This is a genomic window from Amycolatopsis sp. A1MSW2902, from assembly GCF_017312175.1.
In the GTDB taxonomy this organism is placed as follows: Bacteria; Actinomycetota; Actinomycetes; order Mycobacteriales; family Pseudonocardiaceae; genus Amycolatopsis; species Amycolatopsis nivea.
Genome location: NZ_QJPO01000001.1, coordinates 3,603,121 through 3,629,229, shown reverse-complemented (window position 1 = coordinate 3,629,229; position 26,109 = coordinate 3,603,121). Strand labels below are relative to the sequence as shown.

The window sequence follows — 26,109 nt, the reverse complement described above, 5'->3', positions numbered from 1 at the left end:
GTCGGGTGATGCCGCGGTTTGTCGCCGTCTTTTCGCACGCTCGGGCTCCCCTCGGGCTCGCACCTGCCGGTTCGTGGTGCCGGGTTCGTGCCGCTCCGGACGGCCGTTGCCGCTGCGATTCGATCATGCGGCGGGGGTGGCGTCGTGATGAGAGAATCGCGCGGGAAGGCTGCTCCGAACCTTGCTCTGTGGGTGCAGTGCGGTTGCACGGGCCTGGTCGCGGTGGGGGCGGCGTATGCGTCGTACCGCCACGGCCGTGAGTTCGCTGTCCGGTTCGGTGCGGATGCTTCGACTGCGTCGATCTGGCCGTTGCTGGTGGACGGGTTGCTGACGATCGCGACGGTCGAGTTGTGGAAGCGACGCCGGGCCGGACAGGACCATGGCCGGTGGGTGGCGTGGTCGGCATTCGTGTTCGGGATCGCGCTGTCGCTGCTGGCGAACATCGGGTCTGCTCCGGTACAGAGCCCATTGCAGGTGGTGGTCGCCGCGTGCCCGCCGATAGCGCTGTTATTCGCGGTGGAGCTGCTGAACCGGGCGTTGAAGCAAGCCACCGTGACCGCGGCCGAGCAGGACGAGACCGCGGTTCCGGTCGGAGGCTGCGAGACCGAGCCAGTCTCGGCTGAGGGCGAAACGATCTCGACCTGTCTCGGCGAACCTGCTGTGACGGCGGAGCAACGGATGTGGGCCTACTACGCGGAGCAAGTCGCCGCGGGACGCTCGCCGAGCGGGGCCGAACTGGACAGAGTGGCGGGGACCCACAACTATGGGCGTCGTGTCCTTCGCAGGTGGCGGTGATCGGGCCGCTTGATGGAAGCAGAAGTCGCGGCCGGCGACGGAGAAGACGTGCTCCTGGTTGCCAGCTGAACGGCCGTCGCGGGCCCGGCTCGCCACCTCTCGAACGTACGGCGGTACCGGGCCGAGCCTGCAAACGTGTCGCCCTCGACCCCTCGTGACGGGTTTAGCTGGCTCGACCAGTTCGCGTTCTGTCGCCGCGTGACCCTCGTGCCGCGGTCTGGGCAGACGGTCTCCGGAAGCCGTTGAGTCTCCGACGGCACGCCGCGATCTCGAACTCAGTGGTTTCCGTCAGATGCAGGGACGGCTCCGCCAGCCGGGCAGGCCGCTGGCACCACCCGATCGACGAGGCCAGGCCCGTTGGGCAGCACCAACGACGAGTCGAACCCGCCAGCGATTGGACCGCCTCTCATCGGATGATCAGAGCTTGTCGGCGAAGAACGGCACGATCGTCTTCAACGCCTCGCCAGCTCCGTTCGGACGGTCGTACAGGTCGTAGTGCGAAGCGCCGTCAAGCTCAAGGAGAGTTTTGTCGGCGGACGCGGCCCGTTTGTAGATCTCGTGGCCGTCGCGGTAGGCACCGAATGCGCCCTGCTTGTTCTTGTCGCCGATCACGATCAGCAGCGGCTGGTCGAGCAACTCCTCGGCCAGATGGAATGCGTCCCAACCCAGCGCGGCCGTGCCGTGCGCGGCTTCGAACAGGACACAGCCGTGGTCTGCCTGGCCGCGGTCGGTGCGGTAGTACTCGAAGGCTTCGATGATGTCGATGTCGCCGGTCTCCTGCGCGGCCTCGGCCGTCTCGGGCAGGAATCCGGTGACCGCGCTCTGCTCGCCGCGCGCCTCCGCGGTGCGCTGCTGGCCGATTGTCGCCAGCGACTGGAGAACGCCGCCGTTCTGGCCCGCCATTTCCCGCTGCAGCCGGCCAAAGTTGGCGCCGGTGACGGACACCACCGTCTTGAAGCGTTTCTCGGTCTTGGCTGCCGCGAGGGTGTAGCCGCCGCCTCCGCAGATGCCGAGCACGCCGATCCGGTCGGCGTCGACGTAGGACAGGGTCACCAGGTAGTCGACGACGCGGCTGAAGTCCTGGACGCGCTGGGCGGGGTCTTCGAGGAAGCGCGGTTCGCCGCCGCTCGCGCCCTGGAAGCTGGCGTCGAACGCGATGACCACGTGCCCAGCCTCCGCGAGCGCAGGGGCGTAGACGTTGCCGGAAGTCTGCTCCTTGCAGCTGCCGATCGGGTGGGCCACGACGATCGCGGGATAGGTCTTGGACTCGTCGAAGTCCGGCGGGAAGTGCAGATCCGCGGCGATGTCCCAGTACATGTCGCGGTTGCGGAACTTGACGTGCTCGACGGTAGCCACGAAGCCTCCTCGGTCAGGCCCGGGGCGTTTCCCCGGTCTGACTTCCACACTCGCCCATGGCACGGAGCCGTACCAGTTCGGGTTCTTTCCTAGGAAGGATCTCTCCCAGGAACCGCGCGAGAGCCCACGGCCCTGCGTCCCCGGCAACAACCAGGTCACGCTTTTCCGCACTGGTGCGCACCTCGCGAAAAACTACCTCGAACAGCGCCTTTCGCTGAATCCCGCCGGGCCGGTTGACACGCGCGCCCGCGACACAGAGAGTAGGACTCTGCATTTTATATTTTACTTCTGACTGACACTCGGCCCCCTCAAGGAAGAGCTATGGACCAGCCTCAGCAGACCGCCAGCGTCGAGCCGCCTCCCGCCGTCACGGCGTCCAAGAAGGACATGCGCCGCATCGCGATCGCCAGCAGTACCGGGACTGTGATCGAGTACTACGACTTCCTGATCTACGGAACCGCCTCCGCGCTGGTGTTCCCGCACGTGTTCTTCCCCGCCCTCGGACCGGCTGCGGGCACCGTGGCCGCGTTCGCGACCCAAGGCGTCGCGTTCCTCGGGCGGCCGCTCGGCGCGATCCTGTTCGGACACTTCGGCGACCGGGTCGGCCGCAAGAAGACTTTGATCACCACGCTTTTCCTGATGGGGCTCTCCACCGTTCTCATCGGACTGATGCCGACCGCGGGCCAGATCGGCATTGCCGCTCCCTTGCTGGTCTTACTGCTGCGCATCCTGCAAGGCCTCGCGGTCGGCGGCGAATGGGCGGGCGCGACCCTGCTCGCGGCGGAAAGCGCGCCCAAGGCCAAACGCGGCTTCTACTCGATGTTCGGCTCCCTCGGCGGCGCGGTCGCGGTCGTGCTGGCCAACCTCACGTTCCTGATCGCCGGCCTCACCATGAGCAACGACGACTTCATCAGCTACGGCTGGCGCATCCCGTTCGTAGCCAGCGTCGTGCTGATCGCCGTCGGACTCGTCGTGCGGTTGAAGATCGAAGAGTCGCCCGTGTTCCGCCGCGAAACCAGCCGGTCCGGCACCTCGTCCGCCCCGCTCGCCGAGGCGTTCCGCAACCAGCCGCGCCAGATGCTGTTCGGCTCCGGAGTGCTGGTCATGGTCTTCGCCTTCTTCTACCTCAGCGGCAGCTTCCTCGCCTCCTACGGGACCGCACACCTGCACCTGGCCAAGACCACCGTGCTCTCAATCGGTGTGCTCGCCGGCGTCGTGTGGTGCATCTCGATGATTCTCGGCGCAGTGCTCTCTGACCGGTTCGGCCGGCGACGGGTCATCCTCGTCTCCACCTTCGTTTCCGTGGCCTGGGCGCTCGCCCTGTTCCCGGTGTTGGACATCGGGACCGCGTTCTCCTACGGGGTCGGGGTCTGCCTGACGCTGGTCTTCGCCGGACTCGTTTTCGGTCCGGTCAGCGCGTTCATGCCGGAACTGTTCATCACCCGCTACCGCTACACCGCGGCTGGATTCTGCTACAACGTCGCCGGCATCCTCGGCGGCGCCGTCCCGCCGCTAGTGGCCGCCCCGATCATCGGGGCCGCCGGATCCCTTGCGCTGGGCGGATTCCTCGCGGTGCTGGCCATGATCAGCGCTGTGTGCACCCTCGGACTCAAGGAGACTCGTCACTACGAAATGGACCGGGGCGAACTCGTCGCCGGATGAGCCGCTAGGCCGCTGGCCGGCAGTCCGCCTTCGGGGCAGGCTGCCGGCCAGTTCGCTATGGGCAGGTTCTCCGGTGCTCGCTCAACGCACAAAAGGGCGGGGCTCCCGGCAATCCACCGGGAGCCCCGCCCCTCGACCTGCCTCAGTACGAGCGCGGCAGCCCCAGCACCTGCTGTGAGATGTAGTTGCGCACCATCTCCTGCGAGAACGGCGCGTTGCGCAGCAAGCGAACCTCCCGCCACAGCCGCTCCACGTGGTACTCCTTCGCGTAGGCGTAACCGCCCAGCGTGGAGAACGCCCGGTCGCAGGCCTCGAAACCGCCTTCGGCGCCCAGGTATTTCGCCGCGGCAGCTTCCGGGCCGCACGGCTGGCCCTCGTCGAACAGCCTCGCCGCCCGCATGACCATGCCCTCCGCGGCTTCCAGCCGGATCCACGAATCCGCCAGCGGGTGCGCCACGGCCTGGTTCTGCCCGATCGGCCGGTCGAACACCACCCGGTTCTTCGCGTACTCGGTGGCGATGTCCAGCGCGGCCCGACCCAGGCCGATGCCCTCCATGCCGACCACGATCCGCTCCGGGTTCAGCCCGTCCAGCAGGTAGTAGAACCCCTTGTCGACCTCGCCGACCAGCCGGTCGTCGGACACGAACAGGTCGTCGATAAACAACTCGTTCGTGTCGATCGCCGCGCGGCCCAGCTTCTCGATCTCCCGCACGGTGATCTTGTCGCGGTCCATGTCCGCGAAGAACAGCGACATCCCGTAAAGCGGCTTGTCCTCCTGCCGCGGCGAGGTGCGCGCGAGCAGGAGGATCTTCTGGGCGTTCTGGGCGTTGGTGATGAAGACCTTCTTGCCGTTGATCTTCCAGCCACCGTCGACCTTCGTCGCCTTCGTCTTGATCCGCGACGTGTCCACCCCGGCATCGGGCTCGGTCACCCCGAACGCCATCAGCAGCTCGCCCGCCGCCAGCTGCGGCAGGTACTCGCGCTTCAGCTCCTCCGAGCCGTACTTCACCAAAGGAGCGGGCGGGAACACGTAGAAATGGATCGCCGAACCACCGGCCATCCCGGCTCCGGATGCGGAGATCTCGCCCATCATCACGGCGGCCTCTTCCAGGCCGAGACCGATGCCGCCGTACTCCTCCGGGATCATCGCGCCCAGCCAGCCGCCCGCCGCGAACGCCTTCACGAACTCCCACGGGTATTCGTGATTGCGGTCCTTGTCCAGCCAGTAGTCGTGGTCGAACTTGCGGGCCAGCTCCCGCGTCGCCTTCCGGACGATCTCGACATTGCTTTCCGGGTCGGTCATTGCGCGTTCTCCTCCGCGAGTACCGGGATGTCTTCCAGCGGCGTGGCCGGGTCCAGCGACGACAGGTCGCCGACCGGCGCCCCGACGAACCGCGCCCGGATGGCGCGCCGCATGATCTTGCCGTTCTTGGTCTTGGGCAGCGTCGGCACGACGTAGACCTCCGGGGCGAACGACTTCCCCGCGTTCTCCAGCGCGACCTCGCGCAGATCTTCGGGTTCCGGACCGGCAGTGCGCAGCACCGCGAACGCCACCGCGCGCTGGCCGCGCAGTTCGTCCGGCGCGCCGATCACGGCGACCTCGGCGATCCGCTTGTCCCGCAGCAGCGCTGCCTCGATCTCCGCGGGTCCGACGCGGCGGCCGGCCAGCTTGAGCGTGTCGTCGGACCGGCCGTGGATCCGCCACTGCCCGCGTTCGTCCACACTGGACAGATCGCCGTGCACCCACACGTCCGGGAACCGGGCCCAATAGGTCTCGAGATAGCGCTCGCGGTCGTGCCAGAACGCGTGCGTCATGCCGGGGAAAGTGTTGCGCACGGCCAGCTCGCCGATCGCGCCGGCCACCGGCCGGCCTTCGTCGTCGAGCACCGTCGCGTCCACCCCGGGCAGCGGTCCGGTGAACGCGGCCGCCTCGGCGGGCAGGAACGGGTAGCCGATCAGCAATCCGCCGCCGACCTCGGTGCCGCCGCTGTAGTTGACGATCGGCACCCGGCGCTTGCCGACCTCGTCGAACAGCCACCACCAGGTCGGCTCGTCCCAGGCTTCGCCGGTGGAGACGAACGAGCGCAGAGTGGACAGCTCGTGCCGGGGCTTTTCGTGCGCGGCACGCAACGCGCGCGCCGCGGTGGGCGCGATGCCTTGCACGGTCACGCCGTTGCGCTCGACCACGTCCCACATCCGGTCCGGCGTGGGATGCGTCGGAAGGCCCTCGATCATCACGATGGTCGCGCCGAGCTGCAGCGGGCCGGTCATCAGCATCGGCCCGACCAGCCAGCCGAGGTCGGTGATCCAGCAGACCACGTCGTCGGCGTGCACGTCGAAGCCGTAGGCGAAATCGACCGCGGTCTTCACCGCGAACCCGCCGTGGGAGTGCACGATCCCCTTCGGCCTGCCGGTCGTACCCGACGTGTAGACGACGGTGAGCGGATCGTTCGCCTCCGTCTGCGCGGTTTCGACCGGCGCGGGCGAAGCAGCCAGCTCATCGAGGTAGGTGTCCCTCCCGGCCGTCATCGGCACGTCGATGCCGAGGTGGCGGACCACCACGACCGTGCGCACCGACGGCGCGTCCGCCAGTGCCGCGTCCGCGGTCGCCTTCAGCGGGACTTCCTTGCCGCGCCGGGTCGTCCCGTCCGCGGTGACCAGCGCGACTGCCTCGGAATCCTGCAGCCGGGTGGCGAGCGCGTCCGCCGCGTATCCGCTGAACGTCGGCACCGCGATCGCGCCGAGCATGGCGATCGCCAGGAACGCCACGACCGCCTCGGGCACCACAGGCATGTACAGCACGACGCGATCGCCCCGGGCGACGCCGAGCGCGGCCAGGTTCGCCGCGAACCGGCGGACCTGCTCGTCCAGCTCGCCGAAGGTCAGCGTGCGCCGCTGCCCGGAATCGCCTTCGTAGACCACGGCGGTCTTGCCGGCGAGTTCGCCGCGGGCATGCCGGTGCGCGCACAGTTCGGCGACGTTGACCCGGCCCCCGGCGAACCAGCGAGGGAACGGTTTCCCCTCGGACTCGTCGAGCACCCGCTCGAACGGCTCCGCGAAGGCGACGTCCAGGTCCTCGACGACGGCGCGCCAGAACCACTCCGGGTCGGCGATCGCCCGCCGGTTCGCCTCGGACACGCCATCCGCGTCTCCGGGCAGGCCCCACTTCCGCACCGCGGCGAGGTAGCGGCTGCGGTCCCGCACCTCTTCCGGCGGCACCCAGGCGAAGCCCGTCTCGTCCTCGGCCATGTCCGGTCCCTTCCCGCTCAGCTCTGCGCGGCGGACGCCTCGGCGGCGGACCGCTTCAGCATCAGGCCCGCGCGCAGGGCGTCGCACACGATCTCGTCGCGCTGGTTGATGCCGAGGTGGCGGAACATCACGATGCCGGAATCGCCGCGGCTCTTCGACTCACGCTTGCTGACGATCTCGGTCCGCACGTGGATCGTGTCGCCGTGGAACACCGGCTTCGGGAAGGTGATCTTCTCGAAGCCCAGGTTGCCCAACGTCGTCCCCTGGGTCGTCTCCGGCACCGTCACCCCGGACACCAGGCCGAGAATGAACAGGCTGTTCACCAGCCGCTGGCCGTAAATGCTGTCCTTGCTGTACTCCGCGTCCAGATGCAGCGGAGCCAGATTGAGCGTCATGACGCTGAACAGCGTGTTGTCCGCCTCGGTGACAGTGCGGCGGGTCGGGTGGTCGATGACCATCCCCGGTTCGAACTCCTCGAAATACAGGCCTGCCATGGGAATTCCTCACTCTGCTTTCCGTGCGGGACGGCTGCCGGATCCGGCGTCGCCACCTCCTCACCTGGAGGTTACACAATATATAATGTTGCTACAACGGTTCCGACTGGCTAGGCTCGACGCGGCGCGCGGGCGTCCCGGCGCGCCTTTCTCGACGAAGAGAGGTCATCCAGCGTGCAGCACAAACCGCTCTCCGGCATCCGCGTCCTGGAAATCGGCGGCTACATCTCGATGCCCTACGGGGGCGCCGTGCTCAGCGCGCTCGGCGCGGACGTGGTCAAGGTCGAGAAAACCGGCGACGGCGACGACTTCCGCCGGCATCTCGACGACAAGAGCCCGTTCTTCGTCCAGTACAACGCGGGCAAGCGCAGCCTCAGCGTCGATCTCAAGAAACCCGAAGGCGTCGAGATCGTCAAAGCGCTCATCCCCCATTACGACGTGGCGCTGGAGAACATGCGGCCGGGCAAGATGGCCGCGCTCGGCCTCGGCCCCGATGTGTGCGCGAAGCTCAACCCGAACCTCGTCTACGGCTCGATCACCGGGTTCGGCGACGGCGGCCCGCTGCGCGACCGGCCCGCGTACGACACCATCGGCCAGTCCTTCGGCGGGATCTACTCGATCCTCGGCGACGCCGGGCGCGCCCAGTTGTCCGGCACCATCCTCGTGGACCTCATCACCGGCCTGACCACCGCGATGGGTGTGCTGGCGGCGCTGGTCGGGCGCGCCAATCTCGGCGGCGGCCAGCGACTCGAAACATCGCTCATGGAAGCCGTCAGCACGCTGACCGTCGACGCGATGACCCAGTCCTTCGAGACCGGCCAGGACCCCAGTCGCGAAAGCCGCCATCCGCAGGCGCAGAACTTCTGCCTGCACACCGCGTCCGGCGAGGACATCGCGGTGCACTTGTCGTCGTCGCAGAAGTTTTGGCAGCACCTGTGCGACGCGATGGGCAAGCCGGAACTCAAACAGGACCCGCGGTTCTCGCTCTTCGCCGAACGCCAGCGGAACTACTTCGAGCTCGTGCCCATCGTCGAGGCGGTCTTCAAGGAGAAGACCGCCGACGAATGGGCTCAGATCCTCACCGAGCACGACGTGCCGTTCGCGCCGGTGCTCACCATGTCCGGCTACGCGAAACACCCCCAGGTGGACTGGCTCGAACTGTTCGAACCCGGCCCGGACGGGATTTCCCTGCTGCGCCCGCCGTGGCGATTCGGCGGCGTCCGGCCGGATCGAGGCGGGAGCGCCCCGCGCATCGGCGAAAACTCGCGGGAAGTGCTAGCCGAGGTCTACGACAACGCCCGCATCGAGGAGCTGATCGCTTCCGGCGTGGTGGTCGCTTCCTGAAGCCGAACGAAAAAGGGCCGTCCAGCTTGGACGGCCCTTTTTCGCTAGGGTCAGCGCGCCAGCTCCGCCGCACGCAGGGCGCGGGCCGGATCGTCGAAGACCGGGATGCCCGCTTCGCGCAGCAAGCCAAGGCCCCGCGGGGCCAGTTCCTTGGCGATCGTCCACGAAACAAGCACCGGTTTCGCCGTGGCCTCGACCTGCCGCACGATTTCCCGGGCCAGTTCCTCGGCCATGGGGTCGGCGACCGTCGTCACCATGACGGCGACGACATCGACCTCGTCCGAGGCCAGGATGAGTTCGAGGGTGCGTCCGTAGATGCCGAAATCGCGGGTGACCTGGCCGGTCACGTCGACCGGATTGGCGATGGCGGCGAAGCCGGGCAGCACCTCGTCGAGTGCGGACTGCAGGCTGTCGCTGAACACCGGCACCGCGAAACCCTGCTGGGTGCACAGATCCGCGATCATCGAGCACGCGCCGCCGGAGGTCGACACGACCCCGACGCGCGCCCCCGGCGGCACCGGCGAGGCCTTCTCCCGCAGTTCCAGCGTATCGAGCAATTCGGTCACCGAATCGACCGGCACCGCCCCGCTGCGCTCCAGCAGCGCGCGGTAAACCGCGTAGTCGCCGGCAAGGCTGCCGGTGTGCGACTGGACCGCGCGCGCCCCGACGTCGCTGCGCCCGATCTTCAGCACCACCACCGCTTTGCCCGCCTGCTTCGCCCGCTGCACCGCGGCAAGCAGCGCGCGTCCGTCGGTGACGCCTTCCAGCACCACGGCGATCGTGGAGGTCTTCTCGTCGGTGGAGAGATATTCGAGATAGTCGGTGACGCTGAGCGCCCCTTGATTGCCGACGCTGACGAAGCGGCTGATGCCGATCCCGCGCTCCCACGCCTGCGACGAGAGGCTGCCGCCGAGCGCGCCGCTTTGCGCGACCAGCGCCACTCCCCCGTCCGGAATCCGCGCCATGTCCTGCGCCTGGCTGAAGCAGACGTGGACGTGCTCGCCCGGGCTCATCACACCGACGGTGTTCGGCCCGCACAGCACCATGCCGGTCTTCGCCGCTGCGGCCACGAGCCGCTGTTCCAGGTCGCGTTCGCCGATCTCGGAGAACCCGGAACTCAGCACGACGGCCGCGGGAACCCCCGCCGCACCGCATTCCTCGATCACGTCCAGGCACGAAGCCGCGGGCACCGCGACGCAGGCGAGCTCGACCGGGAACGGAACGTCCGCGATCGACGCCACCGCGGGAAAACCGTCCACTTCGGCCGCTTTCGGGTGCACGACCGCCACGCGCCCCCCGTAGCCGTGGTCCTTGAGATAGCCGAGCACCCGGTTGCCGGGAAGCACCGTGCCGCTGGCGCTCGCTCCCAGCACCACCACCGACTCAGGCTCCAGCAACCGAGCCAGATCCGGCACCGGAGCACGCTCCGGCAGCGGCGCGGCCTCGTCGCCCACGACGATCCGCGCGTCCACCGCGACCGGACCGTTCTCGGCCACCACCACCGGGTTCAAGTCCGCTTCCACCAGCCCCGGCACCAAGTCCGGAAGCCGGGACGCCGCTGCGACCACCTGCGCGACCTCGTCGACGACGTCCCGGCCGCCGCGGTAACCGCTCAGCATCCGGCCGACGGTCGTCTCGCGCAGCAGCTCGGCGGCGTCCGGCGCGTCGATCGGGCAAGCCGCGATCGCCCGGTCCGGGAGCAATTCCACCATCCGTCCGCCCGCACCGACCACGACGATCGGCCCGAACACCGCGTCCCGCTTCAGCCCGACGAACACCTCCGGACCGGACAAATCGACCATCTCCTGCACCAGGATCTGCCACCGCTTCAGCGACAGTTCCGCCGCCAGCGCCTCCAGCCGCGCCGCCGCGACGGCCGCGGCTTCCGCGCCCCGGATGTCGAGCAGCACCGCGCCGGCGTCCGATTTGTGCACCAGTTCGGGACTCACCAGCTTGAGCACGGCCGGACCCGCCAGTTCGCCGGCCGCGGCCGCCGCCGCGGACGCGTCGTCCGCCAAGCGCTCCCTGGCGACTGGGACTCCCGCCTCGGCGAGAGAAGCGGCGAGATCGTCGTAGTTCAGCAGCAAGTCTTCTCCCGGCGCTCAGAGCGGAGTCCCTTGCTCCGCCTCGCCAACATTTTATATTGTGTTTCTAGCCAAGGAAAGAGCAGACGGAGGACACATGGGACCGCTCGACGGGGTGCGCGTAGTGGAGGTCGGGTCGATCGGGCCCGGCCCGTGGTGCGCGATGATGCTCAGCGACATGGGCGCGGAGGTGCTCCGGCTCGACCGGGCCGACCAGGTCGGCGGGCCCGCCGGACGCCCGATCGACTTCGTCAACCGCCGCGGCCGCCGGTCGGTCGGCGTCGACCTGAAGCATCCGGAAGGCGCGGAAGTCGTCCTGCGCCTTGCCGAAAAAGCCGACGCTCTCATCGAAGGCTTCCGGCCGGGCGTTGCCGAACGGCTGGGCATCGGCCCGAAGGAATGCCTGGAGCGCAACCCTCGCCTGGTCTACGGCCGGATGACCGGCTGGGGCCAGGACGGACCTCTCGCGCAGGTGCCTGGGCACGACATCAACTATCTCGCGCTCACCGGCTTGCTGCACGCGATCGGACCGGCGGAACGCCCGATGCCGCCGCTCAACCTGGTCGGCGATTTCGGTGGTGGCGGGCTGCTGCTGGCCTTCGGCGTGGTGTGCGGCGTCCTGGAAGCGGCGCGCTCGGGACAAGGTCAGGTGTTCGACTCCGCCATGCTCGACGGAGCCGCACTGCTCGGTTCGATGGTCCACGGCCTGCGCCAGACCGGATCCTGGCATGACCGCCGTGAGTCCAACCGGCACGACGGCGGCGCACCGTTCTACGGTGCCTACGAGACATCGGACGGACGCTGGGTCGCGATCGCGGCGAACGAACCGCGGTTCTACCGGGTCCTCGTCGAGGCCCTCGGCCTCGACCTGGCCGAACTGCCGCCGCAACTGGACCAGGAGAGCTGGCCCGCCGTCCGCGCCCAGTTCGCGGAGATCTTCCGCACCCGCACCCGCGAGGAGTGGGTGAAGCTGATGGCTCCGCTCGACACCTGCTTCTCCCCCGTGCTGACGCTGGACGAGGCCCGGGAGCACGAGCACAACGTCGCGCGCGAGGTCTTCGTGCCGCACGACGGCGTTCTGCAGGCCGCGCCCGCGCCGCGCTTCGAGCGGACGCCCGGCCGGATCCAGGGCCCGGCACCGCTGCCCGGCGAGCACACCTCGGCCGCGCTGGCCGATTGGGGCTTTGCCGAGGACGAAATCGGTGCGTTGCTGAAGAACGGTGCGGTCAGCGAGTCGGCCGCGAAGTGACGAAACGGGGCGGTGACCGTCTGGTCACCGCCCCGCACGAGCTTCGAGTCTTCCCTTTGCGACCGGCATGCTGCGCAAGAATCACGACACCAGCGAGCGTCGTCCCGCTTCGGCCAGGAACGGCGCAGGTCGCACCGTCTCGGCCCGCTCAGGAGCCGGCGACTTCGGCCCGGATCGCGTCAGTGTCCTGCCCCAGCGCGGGCACCCGTCCGCCGGGCACCTCCCAGCCCCGTGCCAGCCCCGGCGGCAGCAGCGCGGGCACCGGGCCCGCCGGAGTCCCCACCTCCTGCCACCGCTTTCGCTGCGCCAGCTGCGGATGCTCCGCCAGGTCCCGCACCGAGTTCAGCCGGGCGTTTCCGATCCCGGCAGCATCGGCACGATCCTGGATCTCCGCAAGATCCCGCTCCGCGCACCACGCCCCGACGATCGCGTCCACCTCGGCCCGCCGAGCCACCCGATTCGCGTTGCGCGCGTAGCGTTCGTCCTCGGCCAGTTCGGGACGGCCCAGCAGTTCCGCCAGCCGACGCCATTCGCGGTCGCTCGTCGTGCCCAGCACCGCCGTCTGCCCGTCCGCGGTCGGGTACGCGCCGTACGGAGCCACCATCGGCGACCCCATCCCCACCGGCACCGGCTCCTCGCCGCCGTGCAGCACCGTGTTCACCGCGAAACCCATCATCTCCGCGACCACGTCCAGCATCGCCACCGGAATCACCGCGCCCCGGCCCGTCCGCGCCCGGTCGTACAGCGCGGCCAGCACCGCCGAGTACGAGTACAGCGCCGTCCCGATGTCGGCCACCGGAATCCCCGGTTTCGCGGGCGCGCCCGGCGTGCCGGTGATCGAACACGACCCGCCTTCGGACTGGATCAGCAAGTCGTACGCGCGCTTGTGATCCAGCGGGCCGCCGGTGCCGTAGCCGGAGATGTCCACGACGATCAGCCGGGGATGCCGCTCCAGCAACTCGTCCGGCGCGAAGCCCAGCCGGACCAGCGCACCTGGGGCCAGGTTGCTCACGAACACGTCCGCCTTGGCCAGCAATCGCGCGAACACCTCGCGATCGCCGGTATCGGACAGATCCAGCGCCGCGGATTCCTTGCCGTGGTTGAGCCACACGAAATGCGCGGCCATCCCCCGCACGACGGTGTCGTAGTGCCGCGTCGAATCGCCGCCCGCGGGATTCTCCACTTTGATCACCCGCGCGCCCAGATCAGCCAGATGGCGCGTGCACAGCGGGGCCGAGATCGCCTGTTCGAGCGAAACCACGGTGATGCCCTGCAACGGAGCGTTCACGTTCTGCTTCCTCTCTGCCGCAAGCAGACTACGCTCTCGCCGCGTCAAACTATATATTATGTTTAACACACTCCCAACAGGGGGCCCGGGAGGGGAACTCTTACGGACGCTGAGTTCCCCTCCCGGACCGCCTTACTTCCGCAGCCGCGCGGTCGCCGCCGCGTCCACCGTCAGGCCTTCCGGATCCCAGTGCGGATCGCCCTTGACCACGACGCCGAAATCGCGTTCCGCGGCCGCTACCGTGACATAACCGTCCCGCACGTCGCGTTTGACCTGTTCCGGGTCGCGCGCGAACGGGTCGCCCCAGCCGCCTCCGCCGTTGGTGAGATACCGCCACGTCGCGCCGGTTCCGGTGCTCCAGACCGGCGTCTTCCCGAAATAGAAGTACGTTCCGTCCGGATCAGGCGCTTGAGTCTTCGGGTCGAGCGTGCCCGCCACGGCAGTCGCGTCCGCGTACACCGACGAGCCGAGACCGACCAACGTATCCGGCTGGGCACCGTCCTTGCCGAAGATCCACACACCGCCCAGCGCCCCGTCCCGGCCGCCGTGCACCCCGACGCCGCTGGGCTTCCGGAACCGCAGCGGAACCGTCTGGTGGTCGGCCGCCTGCGTGTACAAGATGTCCTTCGCGATCGCCGCGCCGCCGCGGTGGGTTCCCGGCCCGGCGGTGTCCGTCACGAACTCGCGGCGCATGATCCGGAGCGGGAAGTCTGCCTCCAGCGATTCGGTGGAGGGCGACATCAGGTTGAAGATGTAGCTGCACGAACAGCCGTCGCCGTCGCCCTCCTTGGAACCGCCTCGCGGACCGTGCTCGCCGCCCGCCATCGCGGAGCAGAACCAGGGTGTGCCGTCCGGCCCGACGCCGTTGGCGTTGTGCACGTACGCCGCGCCGAAGTCGCCGCCGAGCGCGTCCTCGCCCAGCACCGGGCCGAACATCCGCAGCAGGATGGTCACGATCAGCGCCTGGACTTCGTAGTAGCAGAACACCGCGCCGTCCGGCGGGAGCGCGCTGGCGATCGAGCCGGGCGGGATGACGACGTCGAAGTCCCGGAAGGTCCCGGAGGTGAACTCGCTGGCCGGGGCGAGCAGCATCTTCAGCCCGACGCCGATCGCGGTCTTGGCGTCCAGCGGGCCGGCGTTGATGCACGTGCGCGCCTGCCGCGACGAACCGCTGAAGTCGACCTCCAGCCGCGTCCCGCGCTTGCGCAGGCTTAACTGGACGGTGTACTCCTCGCTGTCGTCGACTCCGTCGGCGTCGAGCGAGCCGCTCCCCTCGTAATCCCCGTCAGGCAGTTCGGCGAGCGCGCGGCGCATGCTTTCCGCCGACGCGTCGCAGCTGTAGCGAAGGCTGCCGAGGTAGGCGTCCAGGCCGTAGCGGTCGATGGTCTCCTGGATCAGCTCTTCGCCGAGCGAGCAGCAGCCGTGGATCGTCTTGAAGTCCGGCAGCATCAGTTCGGCGCCGCGGACGTTGTCGAAGATCAGCGAGAACGTCTCGCGCACCGGTTCGCCGGCGTGGTACAGCAGCCGAGGGCTGATCACCAGGCCGTCCTCGTAGATGTTGTGCTTCGACGCGGAGAACCCGCCCGGCACCATGCCGCCGATGTCCAGCTGGTGCGCGCGCAACGCCATGAACCCGGCGATCCGGCCGTCGTGGAACACCGGGCGGATGAAGCAGACGTCGTTGTAGTGATTGCCGATCCGGTAGACGTCGTTGCACACCAGCAGATCGCCGGGCACCAAGCGGTCCGCTCCGTACTCTTCGACCGCGACGCGCACCGCGTCGGACATCGTGCCGAGGAACACCGAAAGCCCGTTGGTGACCGCGCTCATCGCGTAGTTCTGCTCCGGCGGCGCGCAGATGCAGGCGGCGAAGTCGTAGCACAGCGCGATAATCGGTGAAAACGCCCGGTGCAGCAGGCCGGTCACGACGTGCTGCACCGAGTAGCGCAGCCGGTTCGACAACACGGTCGCGGTGAACCGGTCGCAGTCGTAGCGGGCAAGGAACTGCTCGTCGGTCAAGTCCCGCAGCAGGATTTCCGGGGAAGTCATGGTCAGTTCTCCTTCGCCGCGCGGGTGATGACGATCTCGCCGACCGAGCCGACCCGCGCGGTCTGCCCCGGGGCGACGAAGGTGGTCGACAGCGGTTCGCGGATGACCGCCGGGCCGGTGATCACGTCGTCCAGCGCCAGGTCCGCGCGCTCGTACTCGGCGGCCTCGACGTCCTGTTCTTCCAGATAGCGCAAGGTGATCGAGCCGACCGGGCGGAGCACGTCGCCCCCGGCCCGGCGCGGCGGCGGCAGGTACTCGACCTTCGCGGTCGGCACGACCGCGGTCAGCCGGTAGGTGACGCCCTGCACCGGCATCCCCTCGAACCGGTTGCCGGAGCGCAGTTCGTAGCGGTCGTGGAAGGTCGCGATCATCTGCTCGATCGCTTCCGCGGTGATGCGCCCGGAAGGAACCTCGACGAACGGGGTTTCCCACACCTGGCCCATCAGCTGGCCGTCGAACGACCGCACGAACTTCACCCGGTCCGCGTCGTCGCCGAGCGACTTCCGCATCGCGGTCTCCATTTCGGAGTACACGGAGTCGATCTCGTCGGCCGCGTCCGGCGTGAGAACGGTGTAGGCGGTCCGGCTGTCGGCGTGCACCTGGTCGGCGCTGACCAGCCCGAGCGCGGAGAACAGCCCCGGGTGCGGCGGCACGATCACGCTCTTGAGGTGCATGACGTCCAGCAGCGCGGGCAGCATCATCGGCCCGGCGGCGCCGAACGCGACCATCGAGTAGTCGCGCGGGTCGACGCCGTTCTTCACGACGACGTCGTAGATGCCCTCGGCCACGTTGTTGAGCGCCATCTTGTAGGCGAAGCGCACGCGCTCGGCGAGGCTCGCCTGCGTGTCCAGCCGTTCGAAGGCGGCCTTGGCCAGCGCCGGGTCCAGTTTCGCCCGGCCCGCCGCGAACCGCTCCGCGTCGAGGATCCCGATCATCAGGAAGGTGTCGGTGGTGGTCGGCTCCGTGCCGCCACGGCCGTAGCAGGCCGGGCCCGGGTCCGCGCCGGCGCTCTCCGGCCCGACTTTCAGCTCGCCCGCCGGGTTGATGCTGATGATGCTGCCGCCGCCCGCGCCGACGCTGATGATCTCGTTGGAGAGCGTGTTCACCAGCAAATCGTGTTCCAGCTCGAAGGTCGTGTTGACGAACGGATTGCCCGCGGTCACCACGCTGATGTCGCTGGACGTGCCGCCGATGTCGGTGCACAGCAGGTTCGGCTCGTCGATCATCGCGCCGAGGTGCGCGCACGCGACCGTGCCCGCCGCCGGACCGGAGAACACGATGCGCGACGGGCGTTCCATCGCGACCTCGACCGGAGCGAGCATCGCCGCGCAGTCTGCGAAGTTCAGGTCGCCGCCGAAACCCAGGTCGGCGAGCCCGGACTCCAGCTTGCGCGCATACGGGCCGTAGATGTTCTTCATCAGCACGTCGACGACCGTCGTGGAAGCCCGCGGGTATTCGCGCGCCAGCGGCGAAACTTCGCTGGAGATCGAACAGGCCACCTCTCCGATCTCCTCGCGCACCAGTTCGCGCAGCCGCTGCTCGTGCCGTCCGTCCACATAGGAATTGAGCAGGCAGATCGCGACGCCCTCGACCCCGCAGCGCGCGAGCACCCGCAGTTCGGCGCGGGCCTGGTCCTCGTCGAGGGGGATGACCACCGAACCGTCCGCGCCGAGCCGTTCGAGGATGCCGCGGCGCAGATACCGCGGCACGACCGGCGCGGTCACGTCGCCGAAACTGCGCCGCCACCGCGGGTCGGTGTTGGCTTCCGGCGGCCGCTGCGCCCGAGCCATGTCGAGGATGTCCCGGTGGCCCTCGGTGGTCAGGAACGCGATCTTCGGGATCCGCCGGGTGATGATGGCGTTGAGCCCGTGCGTGCTCGCGTGGTTGAACACCGCCGCCGACCCGATCGCCACCTCGGCCGCGCCTTCGAGCACGCCCTGGTAGCTCTCGGCGACGTTGGTGGCCACCTTGACGGTCTCGATCCGACCGTCCTCGATCGAGACGATGTCGGTGAACGTCCCGCCGACGTCGACGCCGATCATGCCCTTGCGTCCGCTCATCGCCGCCTCCTCAGATCCGGTCCGACAGCAGTTCGATCGGCCCGAGCTTCGGGCCGCGGTCGCGTCGCGCGCTGGCGAGGCATTCGGCGCACTTCACGACGTCGAACCAGCCGCCCTCGGACAGCACCGGATAGGCGTGCAGGGCGGACGCCCCGCACTGCGGGCACTCGCCCGCGACCGGCTCGCGGTGCACCGCGAGCGTCGGTTCGCTCGGACGGGGATGCGCGATCGTCATCAGTTCTCTCCTCTTGACCCTGTGTCGCGACGCTGCGGCGGGGACGGAGCACGCTCGCCAGCTCTCACTGTGTGTCGAATATCTTCGCCAGGATCGACTTGGAAAACACCACTGCACCTGCGGTGGTGCGCGAGTCGTGAGATCCTGGGAACTACCGGTTTCTAACCGGACTCAGAAAATATAATACTGGTCACACGCGTTCGCAACCGCTGGCGACCGCGACCGCTACGGTGGACGACATGGGCAGGAGCAAGCCGACATGACCGAGCTGGGCGCTACCGGGCGGACGCGGGCGCCGCGTTCGCTGGCGAAGTCCGCGGCGACCCGCAGGCGGGTGGTGGAGGCCGCGGCGCGGGTGCTGATGAACCGCGGCTACGCCGGCACTCGGCTCTCGGACATCGCCGAGGAAGCCGAACTGCAGGCAGGCAGCCTGTACTACTACTTCGACTCCAAGGAACAGCTCGTCGAAGAGGTGCTGCGCTACGGCGTGCAGTTCACCCAGGCGCACGTCCGCGCCACGCTCGACCAGCTGCCCGAGGACGCGGGGGCCGGGGACCGGCTCGACGCCGCCGTCACCGGCTTTCTCGAAGCGATCCTCGACCTCGGCGAGCTGTCCCCCGCTCACGTGCACAGCTTCCGCCAGATCCCGCCCGACATGCAGGAACGGCTGCACCCGGTCCGCCGGTCGTTCGGGCGGCTGTGGAAGGAACTCGTCGAAGCAGCGGTCGAGTCCGGCGACGTCCGCGACGACATCGACCCGCACCTGCTGCAGCAGCACATCATCAACACGCTCGAACTCGCGCCGCGGCTGACCGTGCGCAAACAGCGCTCCGCCCGCGAACTCGCGGACATCATGCGCGCGCTGATCTTCTCCGGAGTGCGGCCGCCCGCCTGATCCGCCTCGTGAGCGGGGCTGTGCCGGTTCTCATCGGCACAGCCCCGCTCACGAGCGCCCTACCTAGCCGCCCTTCGCCGTGCGCAGCGTCCGGACGTCCGCCGCCGCGTCCGGGCCGAGCAGCTCCTGCGCGATCGGCACCAGCTTGAACTTCTGCACCTTCCCGGTCGTCGTCTGCGGCACTTTCGCCGCGTCCACCACGAAGATGTGCCGCGGCACTTTGAACCGGGCCAGCCCGGCCCGGCAGGCGGTGTTCAGCTCGGCGGGGTCGAGCGCCTGCCCGGGTTCGGCGACCACGAAGGCGCAGCCGATCTCGCCCCACTGGTCGTTGGGCACGCCGACGACGTAGGCCTGGCTGACGCCCGGCAGCCCGGTCAGGAAGTCCTCGACTTCCCTCGGCATCACCAGTTCCCCGCCGCTCTTGTACAGCTCCTTCGAGCGGCCGGTCACGATCAGCGAACCGTCCGGCAGGACCCGGCCGATGTCGCCGGAATGCATCCAGCCGTCCTTCAGCACCTCGGCGGTGTCCTCGGGCCGGTTCCAGTAGCCGAGCATCGTCGACGGCCCGCGCGAAACGAACTCGCCTTCTTCGCCCTCGGGCAGGGTTTCGCCGGTCACCGGGTCGAGCACGCGGTACTCCGCGAGCGCCCCGCCCAGTTCCGGAATCCCCGCCGCGCCACTGGGTTTCGGCCGTCCGACGGTGGACGTGGTCACCTCGATCGGATCCTCCGGCAAGGTCATCGCCGTCGCGCCGATCTCGGTCATTCCGTACGCGGTCACCAGTTCGGTGATGCCCAGGTCGTGCCGGATGCGGTCCCACAGCCACGGCGGCGCGACCGCGGACCCGGACAGCATGCTGCGGAGCGAAGACAGGTCGTACCGCTCCCGCTCGGGATGTTCGACGAGCGCGATGCTCATCGTCGGCACGCCCAGCACGTCGACCACCTGATGCTGTTCGATCGCGCGGAAGTAGTGCACCGGCTCGAATTTCGGCTGCGGGAGCATCGCTCCGCCGACGAACAATGACGCTTGCACCGCGTGTTCGTAGGCGAACAAGTGGTAGCAAGGCAGCGCGAAGACCACCCGGTTGCCGTCGTCCAGCGCACGGCAGTAGGCGGAGCCGTAGGACGTCCGCTGGAGTGCGTCGTGGGTCAGCAGCACGCCTTTCGGCTGCCCGGTCGTGCCCGACGTGTAGAGAATGTCCGAGGGATCGTCGGGGTTGCGCAGGCCGCCCGGCGCCGCACCCGCGCTCTCCCGGCCGATCTGCTCCAGTTCCGGCAGGTCGACGACGCCCTCACGGCCTTCGGCCTTGCCGTCCGGGGCGAACGTGATGACCCGCTCGAGTTCGCCGAGCGAGGTGTGCCCGCGTTCCCAGCCGGGAGCGAGTTCGTCGAGCATCGCCAGGTAGTCCATGTCCCGGAACGAGGTCATGGTGATCAGCACCCGGCAGCTGGACTGGGCGAGCACGTACCCGAGTTCCTGTGTGCGGTACAGGTAATTCAGCGGCACGGCCACCGCAGCTGCCCGCGCGATCGCGATCTTCACCGGCGCGTACTCGGGATAGTTCGCCATGATGACGCCGACGTGGTCGCCGGGCCGCACGCCCAGCGAAACCAGGCCGTCGGCGTACCGGTGCGCGCGCTCGCGGACGTCTGCGTAGCTGAAGATCCGGTCGCCGGCGATCACATACGGACGTGCGGCGAAGCGATCCGCGGCGTGTTCGAACTGCTCGTCGAGCGTCCGGGGCCGCCACGGCGCGAATTCACGTTCGAGCGCCGCTCTGCGCTCGGCGATCGAAGGCCGGTCTGCCATCACGCACCACCCGTCGCCCCGACCTTACGCCGCACCTGCGACTTCTCCCCCGTGCTGCCGCGGTTCACGCCGACGAGTCCGCGTGCGGCGGGGTTGTTGTTCACCAGGTCGCCCAGTTGCGGTCCGGCCGCGATCATCCCGCCGTCGACCTTCACCACCTCGCCGGTGATGAACGCCGCCTCGTCGCTGGCCAGGAACGACACCACCGCCGCGACGTACTCGGGCCGTCCCGGGTACGGCAGCGGCTGGATCCCGCCGATCACCGGGGCCAATTCCTCGTCGCCGATGCCGATCAGCGGGGTCGTGATGATCCCCGGCGACACCGCGTTGACGCGGATGCGGTCCTTGGCGAACTCCAGCGAAGCCATGCGGGTGAGGTGCTCCACGCCTGCCTTGGCCACCGAGTAGGGCTGCACGCCGATGCCCGCGGCCGCCGCGCCGATCGAACCGAAGTTCACGATCGCGCCGCCGTCGCCCTGCTTCTGCATCACCCGTGCCGCGTGCTTGATGCCGAGGAACACGCTGCGCAGCACGACATCGAAGGTGTAGTCCCAGTCGTCGACCTCGATCTCGGTCAGCGGTCCGAACGCGCCGCCGACGCCGGCCGCGTTCACGAGCACGTCCAGCCGCCCGAAAGTATCCACTGTGGACTTCACGGCGGCTTCGAAAGCCGCCTCGTCGCTGACGTCGGTGCGCACGAAGGCGACCCGGTCGCCCATACCCTGTTCCCGGAACTCCGCCAGTGTCTTCTCCGCCGCTTCCTGGTTCAGATCCGCGATCACGACGCCGAACCCGCGCTCCAGGAATCGGGCGACCGACGCGCGGCCCATTCCGCTCGCTCCGCCGGTCACCAACGCTGCTTTGTCGACCATGTCGTCCCTTTCCTCCTCGTCGAAGAGCTGTCAGCCGACCAGCAGTTGCTTGGTCTCGCTGAATTCGCGGATGCCTTCCGGCCCGCATTCCCTGCCCCAGCCGGAGCGCTTCACCCCGCCGAACGGCGCGGCCATGGTGGGTCCGAACGTGTTGAGCGCGACCGAACCGGCGCGGATCCGCCGCGCCACCGCCAGTCCGCGCTCCCGGTCGGCGGTGAAGACGCTCGCCGCCAGGCCGTACTCGGTGCCGTTCGCGATCCGCACCGCATCGTCCACATCGGAGTACGGCAGCACCACCGTGACCGGGCCGAAGACTTCCTGCTGCGCCACCGGATCGTCCTCGGCGGCCCCGGTCAACAGGGTCGGCTCATAGAACCAGCCCGCCGCGAATCCTTCCGGACGCTGCCCGCCGGTCTCGACCGTCGCCCCGCGCTCCACCGCCTCGTCGACGAACCGCCGGGTGCGCTCGTAGGCCGCCCGGTTCGCCAGCGGCCCGTGCTCGGTCTCTTTCGAGCGGGGATCGCCGATGCGCAGCTTCCGGTAGGCCGCCGCGAGCGCGGCGGTGATTTCGTCGTGACGTTCCCGCGGCACCAGGATCCGCGACAACGTCGCGCACACCTGGCCCGACCCGCTCATCGCGCCTGCCACGAGCGCACGCAGGGAGGTGTCCAGGTCGACGTCGTCCAGCAGCACCGCGGGCGATTTCCCGCCCAGCTCGAACACTGTGCGCGGCAACCGGTCCGCCGACTCCCGCAGGATGTCCGCCGCCGCTCGCGGACCGCCGGTGAACGAGATCATCTCGATTCCGGGCGCGGCGACCAGGTGCCGCGACACCTCGAGCCCGGCAGGCAGCACGCTGAGCACTCCCGGCGGGAACCCGGCGGCGACCGCGCATTCGGACACCGCTCGCATGGTCAGCGCGGATTCCGGTGCGGCCTTCACGATCACCGGAGCGCCCGCGAGCAACGCGGGCACCACCTTCGACCCGATCGTCGGCAACGGGCCGTTGTACGGCATGATCGCGAGCACCGGCCCCACCGGCTCGCGTTCGATCCGCACCTCTCCGACCGGCGTCGCTCGCACCTCCGGCGCCAATGCCTCCTCCACCGAAGCGAGCGCGGTCTGCCACGCCGTCTTCGCGGCGAACCGGTGCAGCGTGCGGCCCCATCGCACGGGAATGCCCGCTTCGACCGCCCACAGCTCGCCGATCTCCTCGAGCCGGGCTTCCAGCAGCGTGCAGAACTTGCCGACGACCTCCGACCGCTGCGCGACCGTCCACCGCGGCCACGGGCCGGCGAAGGCGTCTGTCGCCGCCGCGACGGCCGCGTCCGCGTCCTCCGTCGTTGGTGCCGCCAGTTCGGCCACCGCTTCCTCGGTGGCCGGGGACACCAGCGCGATCGACGCGGCGGTCCGCTGCCATTCGCCGCCGACCAGCAGCTCGTCCGGCCGGGGAACCCACAGGTCGCCGGCGACGGCGAGCTTCCGGGATTTTGATTCTGTCTCAGATTTTGTCACGGCGCTCTCCAGAGTCTATTGCGGTGGGCGCTCGGGTTGGCTTCGACTATAACCTAATCTCTGTCAGATTTTAATGGCAGTGGGCGGACCACTTGGCCCGGAGCACGACGAAGGGGACGTCTTCCGGGCACCTCGATGCCGGGAGACGTCCCCTTCGGGACAGTATTTCGCGCCGGTCAGCCCACGACGAGCTTGCCCGCGCCCTGCAGCGCTTCGACGGTTTCTTCCGCGAGCCGGTTCAGAATGTCGGCCGCGCCGGGCACGTCGTTGATCATTCCCGCGCCCGCGCCGGATGGCAGGCTCATGTGCGTCTTCAGGTTGGCCTTCATCGCCGCGTACTTGAACGGCATGGTCAGTACGCGCTGCACCGGGTACGGCGACAGCTCGTCCTCGTGGCCTTCCCAGACCTCGGTGAACCGGTTGCGCAGCATCCGCACGTGCAAGCCGTCGAACAGCAGCGAGCGCAGCGTCGAGTCGTACTCAGACTCCACTACCGCCTGCTTGAACACGTCCTCCGAACCGGATTCCTTGCTCGCCAGGAACCGCGTGCCGACCCAGGCACCCTGTGCGCCCATCGTCAGGCACGCCGCGATCTGCGCGCCCTTCACGAGTCCGCCCGCGGCCACGACCGGCACCGTCGCGAACTCCAGCACCTCGGCCAGCAGCGTGATCAGCCCGACCTCGCCGGTGTGCCCGCCGCCCTCGGTGCCCTGCACGATCACGATGTCGGTGCCGTTGCGGATGGCGCTGCGGGCGTGCTTGGCGAGCCCGACGATGCTCATCACCTTCGCACCCTTGGCATGGCAGGCCTCCACGACCCAGGCCGGTGTGCCGAGCGCGCAGGCGATCACCTCGACGCCGTGGTCGAGCGCGATCTCCAGCTTCTTCTTGTTGTCCGCCAGGCTGATCGCCTGGTCAGTGGTCGGCTTGACCTCGATGCCGTGCTCGTCAAGCTCGGACTTGAGCTGTTTGAGCGGACCCGGCAGCTCGGGAACCTCCACATCGGACAATCCCTTCGGCGCGTTCGCCGGGAAGCCGAGGTCCACGCACAGCGGCTTGTCGCTGAGCTTGCGGAACAGCTTGATCTCCTCGTCGACCTCCTCCGGCGTGATGTCGATGCCGCCGATCGAGCCGAGCCCGCCCGCGTTCGACACCGCGGCGGCGATCCGGCCGTACGCGACATTGCCCATGCCCGCCTGCATGATCGGCACCTCGATGCCCAGCAGATCGCAGAGCGGGGTCCGGAGTTGAGACGTCACAGCAGTACTCCCTTTCGGTGAACGGTCAGACGCCGATGGCGTCGGCGAGCGCGAGAACGCCCTCGGCGGTTTTCACGTGTGCGATGTCGATGTGCTGGCCCTCGAAGTCGACCGCCGCGCTGCCCTTGGCCTCCGCGGCCCGGAACGCCTCGATCATGCGCCGGCAGTGGTCGACGGTCTTCGGATCCGGCGTGAAGATCTCGTTCGACGCGGCCACGTGCGACGGGTGGATGCAGACCATCCCGCGGTAGCCCAGCTTGCGAGAGTCCTCGGCGAACCGCCGGAACCCGTCGAGATTCTTGATGTCCTGCCACACGCCGGTCATGGGATGGTGCAGCCCGGCCGCCCTCGCGGCGAGCACGATCCGGCTGCGCGTGTAGAGCGTTTCCAGCCCCTCCGCGGTGAACTCGAAACCCAGTTCGCGCCCGACGTCGGCATTCGGCCCGGTCGCGCCGAGCAGGCTCGCCACCCGCGGAGTCGCCTGGGCGATCTCCTCGCAGTGCGCGATCGAAACCGCGGTCTCGAAGGTGATGAACAGGCCCACCGAGCCGGCGTCGATCCCCTCCCTCTGCTCCAGGTGCGAGACCACCGCGTCGATCCGGACGACGTCCTCCGCGGTGAACACCTTGGGCAGGAACAATCCCGCCAGCCCCGGCACCAGGACCGCTTCCGCGTCCGCCCCGAACAGACCGGTGTCCAGCGGGTTCGGCCGGACCCACACGTCGGCGCGCACGCCCTGCTCGCGCAGCCTGCCGATCGTCTCGCGGACCGTTTCGCGCGCGGCGGCCTTGTCCGCCACCGGCACCGAATCCTCGAGGTCCAGGATCACCGCGTCCGCACCGGACGCGACCGCCTTGTCCGCCCAGGAGGCTTTGTGGCCGGGGACGAAGAGCATCGATCGATACGGCTTCACGGCGCCTCTCCTTCGTTTTCTGCTTCGCAGTAGAATATATAATGTTTCATGTGCTGTCCAGGGAAACCCGGGACCGGCGTCCGGCCCCGGGCGATCAGAACCGCGGCTTGCGCCGTTCGCGGTGCGAGGCGAGGCCTTCGCGGACCTCCGGCCCGCCGAACCCGTAGAACTCCAGCGCCAGCGAGGCGTCGAAGATCGAGCCGGCGACCTGGCTGTACCAGTTGTTGAGCGACTGTTTCGTCCACCGGATCGCGGTCGGCGCACCCTCGGCGAGATCGCGAGCCACCTCGCGCGCGGTCGGCAGCAGATCGGTCTCCTCGTCCACGCACAGCGAGACGAGCCCGATCCGCTCGGCCTCGGCGCCGTCGAGCGGGCGGCAGGTCATCAGGTAGTACTTCGCCTTCGCCATCCCACACAGCAGCGGCCAGCAGATCGCCGCGTGGTCTCCCGCCGCGACGCCGAGGCGGGTGTGCCCGTCGATGATCTTCGCCGACTTCGCCACCACCGACACGTCCGCGAGCATCCCGGCCACCAGCCCGGCACCGACCGCCGGGCCGTGGATCGCGGACACGATCGGTTTCGTGCAGTCGAGCACGTTGTAGACCAGGTCCCGCGCCTCGCGCATGACCTTGGAGCGGACGCCGAAGTCCTCGGCCATCTTCTCGATCATCTCGAACGCACCGCCCGCGGAGAACGCCTTGCCCTCGCCGCGGATCAGCACCGCCTTCACCGCCGGGTCCGCGTCGAACTCCCGCCAGACGTCCGCAAGGTCGGCGTGCGCTCCCTCGCTCACCGCGTTGAGGTTCGGCGCGTCGAGCACCAGTTCCGCGACACCGGACTCGTCCGGCCCGTCGACCCGGAGATGAGCGAACCGCGCGTAACGACTCATGGACAACCCTTCCTCGGTTTCTTCTCCCGCATCCGGATACAGAAAACACTTTATATGATGTTCTGGCAACGTGAGCGTGGTCGCCCGGC

General features: G+C 68.8%; 20 protein-coding genes. 5 read left to right on the top strand and 15 right to left on the bottom strand.

Features of this window, described 5'->3' with window-relative positions; translation table 11 throughout:
* The first annotated feature begins 147 nt into the window (after positions 1–147).
* Positions 148–795, top strand: a complete 648-nt coding sequence (locus DMP23_RS16645) for a DUF2637 domain-containing protein (protein WP_337824406.1) — start codon at positions 148–150, stop codon at positions 793–795.
* Positions 796–1,212: 417 nt separating this feature from the next.
* On the opposite strand, the gene DMP23_RS16640 is transcribed toward DMP23_RS16645, so the two are convergent.
* On the bottom strand, positions 1,213–2,151 hold the full coding sequence (locus DMP23_RS16640; RefSeq protein WP_337821607.1) for an alpha/beta hydrolase: 939 nt from the start codon (positions 2,149–2,151) through the stop codon (positions 1,213–1,215).
* 321 nt (positions 2,152–2,472) lie between these two features.
* On the opposite strand from DMP23_RS16640, the gene DMP23_RS16635 reads away from it, so the two are divergent.
* Positions 2,473–3,813 (top strand): MFS transporter, encoded by a 1,341-nt coding sequence (locus DMP23_RS16635; protein ID WP_337821606.1) that lies wholly within the window; start codon positions 2,473–2,475, stop codon positions 3,811–3,813.
* 142 nt (positions 3,814–3,955) lie between these two features.
* On the opposite strand, the gene DMP23_RS16630 is transcribed toward DMP23_RS16635, so the two are convergent.
* The 3 genes from DMP23_RS16630 to DMP23_RS16620 are packed head-to-tail and all read right to left on the bottom strand — an operon-like array spanning position 3,956 to position 7,556.
* Positions 3,956–5,116, bottom strand: coding sequence for an acyl-CoA dehydrogenase family protein (locus tag DMP23_RS16630; RefSeq protein WP_337821605.1), 1,161 nt, complete (start codon positions 5,114–5,116; stop codon positions 3,956–3,958).
* Positions 5,113–7,062, bottom strand: a complete 1,950-nt coding sequence (locus DMP23_RS16625; protein ID WP_337821604.1) for an AMP-binding protein — start codon at positions 7,060–7,062, stop codon at positions 5,113–5,115. The genes DMP23_RS16630 and DMP23_RS16625 overlap by 4 nt, the downstream gene beginning before the upstream one ends.
* Positions 7,063–7,079: 17 nt before the next feature.
* Positions 7,080–7,556 (bottom strand): MaoC family dehydratase, encoded by a 477-nt coding sequence (locus tag DMP23_RS16620; protein ID WP_134662885.1) that lies wholly within the window; start codon positions 7,554–7,556, stop codon positions 7,080–7,082.
* A gap of 174 nt (positions 7,557–7,730) precedes the next feature.
* On the opposite strand from DMP23_RS16620, the gene DMP23_RS16615 reads away from it, so the two are divergent.
* Entirely contained in the window at positions 7,731–8,900 is a 1,170-nt protein-coding gene (locus DMP23_RS16615) for a CaiB/BaiF CoA transferase family protein (protein ID WP_337821603.1), read from the top strand.
* A 50-nt stretch (positions 8,901–8,950) separates the two neighbouring features.
* On the opposite strand, the gene DMP23_RS16610 is transcribed toward DMP23_RS16615, so the two are convergent.
* Positions 8,951–10,987, bottom strand: coding sequence for an acetate--CoA ligase family protein (locus DMP23_RS16610; protein WP_337821602.1), 2,037 nt, complete (start codon positions 10,985–10,987; stop codon positions 8,951–8,953).
* A 94-nt stretch (positions 10,988–11,081) separates the two neighbouring features.
* On the opposite strand from DMP23_RS16610, the gene DMP23_RS16605 reads away from it, so the two are divergent.
* A complete protein-coding gene (locus tag DMP23_RS16605; RefSeq protein ID WP_337821601.1) occupies positions 11,082–12,233 on the top strand; it encodes a CaiB/BaiF CoA transferase family protein in 1,152 nt (383 codons plus the stop codon).
* 148 nt (positions 12,234–12,381) lie between these two features.
* Here DMP23_RS16605 and DMP23_RS16600 read toward each other — a convergent pair whose 3' ends face one another.
* The 4 genes from DMP23_RS16600 to DMP23_RS16585 all read right to left on the bottom strand — a co-directional run bounded on the left by DMP23_RS16600 (position 12,382) and on the right by DMP23_RS16585 (position 17,865).
* Entirely contained in the window at positions 12,382–13,521 is a 1,140-nt protein-coding gene (locus DMP23_RS16600; protein ID WP_337821600.1) for a CaiB/BaiF CoA transferase family protein, read from the bottom strand.
* A 132-nt stretch (positions 13,522–13,653) separates the two neighbouring features.
* On the bottom strand, positions 13,654–15,570 hold the full coding sequence (locus DMP23_RS16595; protein WP_337821599.1) for a hydantoinase B/oxoprolinase family protein: 1,917 nt from the start codon (positions 15,568–15,570) through the stop codon (positions 13,654–13,656).
* 2 nt (positions 15,571–15,572) lie between these two features.
* Positions 15,573–17,630: a hydantoinase/oxoprolinase family protein gene (locus tag DMP23_RS16590; RefSeq protein WP_337821598.1), complete on the bottom strand. Its 2,058-nt coding sequence runs from the start codon at positions 17,628–17,630 to the stop codon at positions 15,573–15,575.
* Positions 17,631–17,640: 10 nt separating this feature from the next.
* Positions 17,641–17,865, bottom strand: a complete 225-nt coding sequence (locus DMP23_RS16585) for a hypothetical protein (protein WP_238606088.1) — start codon at positions 17,863–17,865, stop codon at positions 17,641–17,643.
* Between the two features lie 259 nt (positions 17,866–18,124).
* Here DMP23_RS16585 and DMP23_RS16580 point away from each other — a divergent pair, with 259 nt between their 5' ends.
* Positions 18,125–18,760, top strand: coding sequence for a TetR/AcrR family transcriptional regulator (locus tag DMP23_RS16580; protein WP_238606087.1), 636 nt, complete (start codon positions 18,125–18,127; stop codon positions 18,758–18,760).
* A 63-nt stretch (positions 18,761–18,823) separates the two neighbouring features.
* Here the strand turns inward: DMP23_RS16580 and DMP23_RS16575 are convergent, their stop codons facing one another.
* The 6 genes from DMP23_RS16575 to DMP23_RS16550 form a co-directional block, all read right to left on the bottom strand.
* Positions 18,824–20,572 carry a class I adenylate-forming enzyme family protein gene (locus DMP23_RS16575; RefSeq protein WP_337821597.1) on the bottom strand — a complete coding sequence of 583 codons (1,749 nt, stop codon included), beginning with the start codon at positions 20,570–20,572 and terminating at the stop codon, positions 18,824–18,826.
* On the bottom strand, positions 20,572–21,444 hold the full coding sequence (locus DMP23_RS16570; RefSeq protein WP_337821596.1) for an SDR family NAD(P)-dependent oxidoreductase: 873 nt from the start codon (positions 21,442–21,444) through the stop codon (positions 20,572–20,574). Before DMP23_RS16570 ends, DMP23_RS16575 begins: the two co-directional genes overlap by 1 nt.
* A gap of 30 nt (positions 21,445–21,474) precedes the next feature.
* Positions 21,475–22,959, bottom strand: coding sequence for an aldehyde dehydrogenase family protein (locus tag DMP23_RS16565; RefSeq protein WP_337821595.1), 1,485 nt, complete (start codon positions 22,957–22,959; stop codon positions 21,475–21,477).
* A 176-nt stretch (positions 22,960–23,135) separates the two neighbouring features.
* A complete protein-coding gene (locus tag DMP23_RS16560) occupies positions 23,136–24,218 on the bottom strand; it encodes an NAD(P)H-dependent flavin oxidoreductase (RefSeq protein WP_337821594.1) in 1,083 nt (360 codons plus the stop codon).
* A gap of 25 nt (positions 24,219–24,243) precedes the next feature.
* Positions 24,244–25,131: an HpcH/HpaI aldolase/citrate lyase family protein gene (locus tag DMP23_RS16555; protein ID WP_337821593.1), complete on the bottom strand. Its 888-nt coding sequence runs from the start codon at positions 25,129–25,131 to the stop codon at positions 24,244–24,246.
* A 94-nt stretch (positions 25,132–25,225) separates the two neighbouring features.
* On the bottom strand, positions 25,226–26,020 hold the full coding sequence (locus DMP23_RS16550) for an enoyl-CoA hydratase/isomerase family protein (RefSeq protein ID WP_337821592.1): 795 nt from the start codon (positions 26,018–26,020) through the stop codon (positions 25,226–25,228).
* Positions 26,021–26,109: the final 89 nt, after the last annotated feature.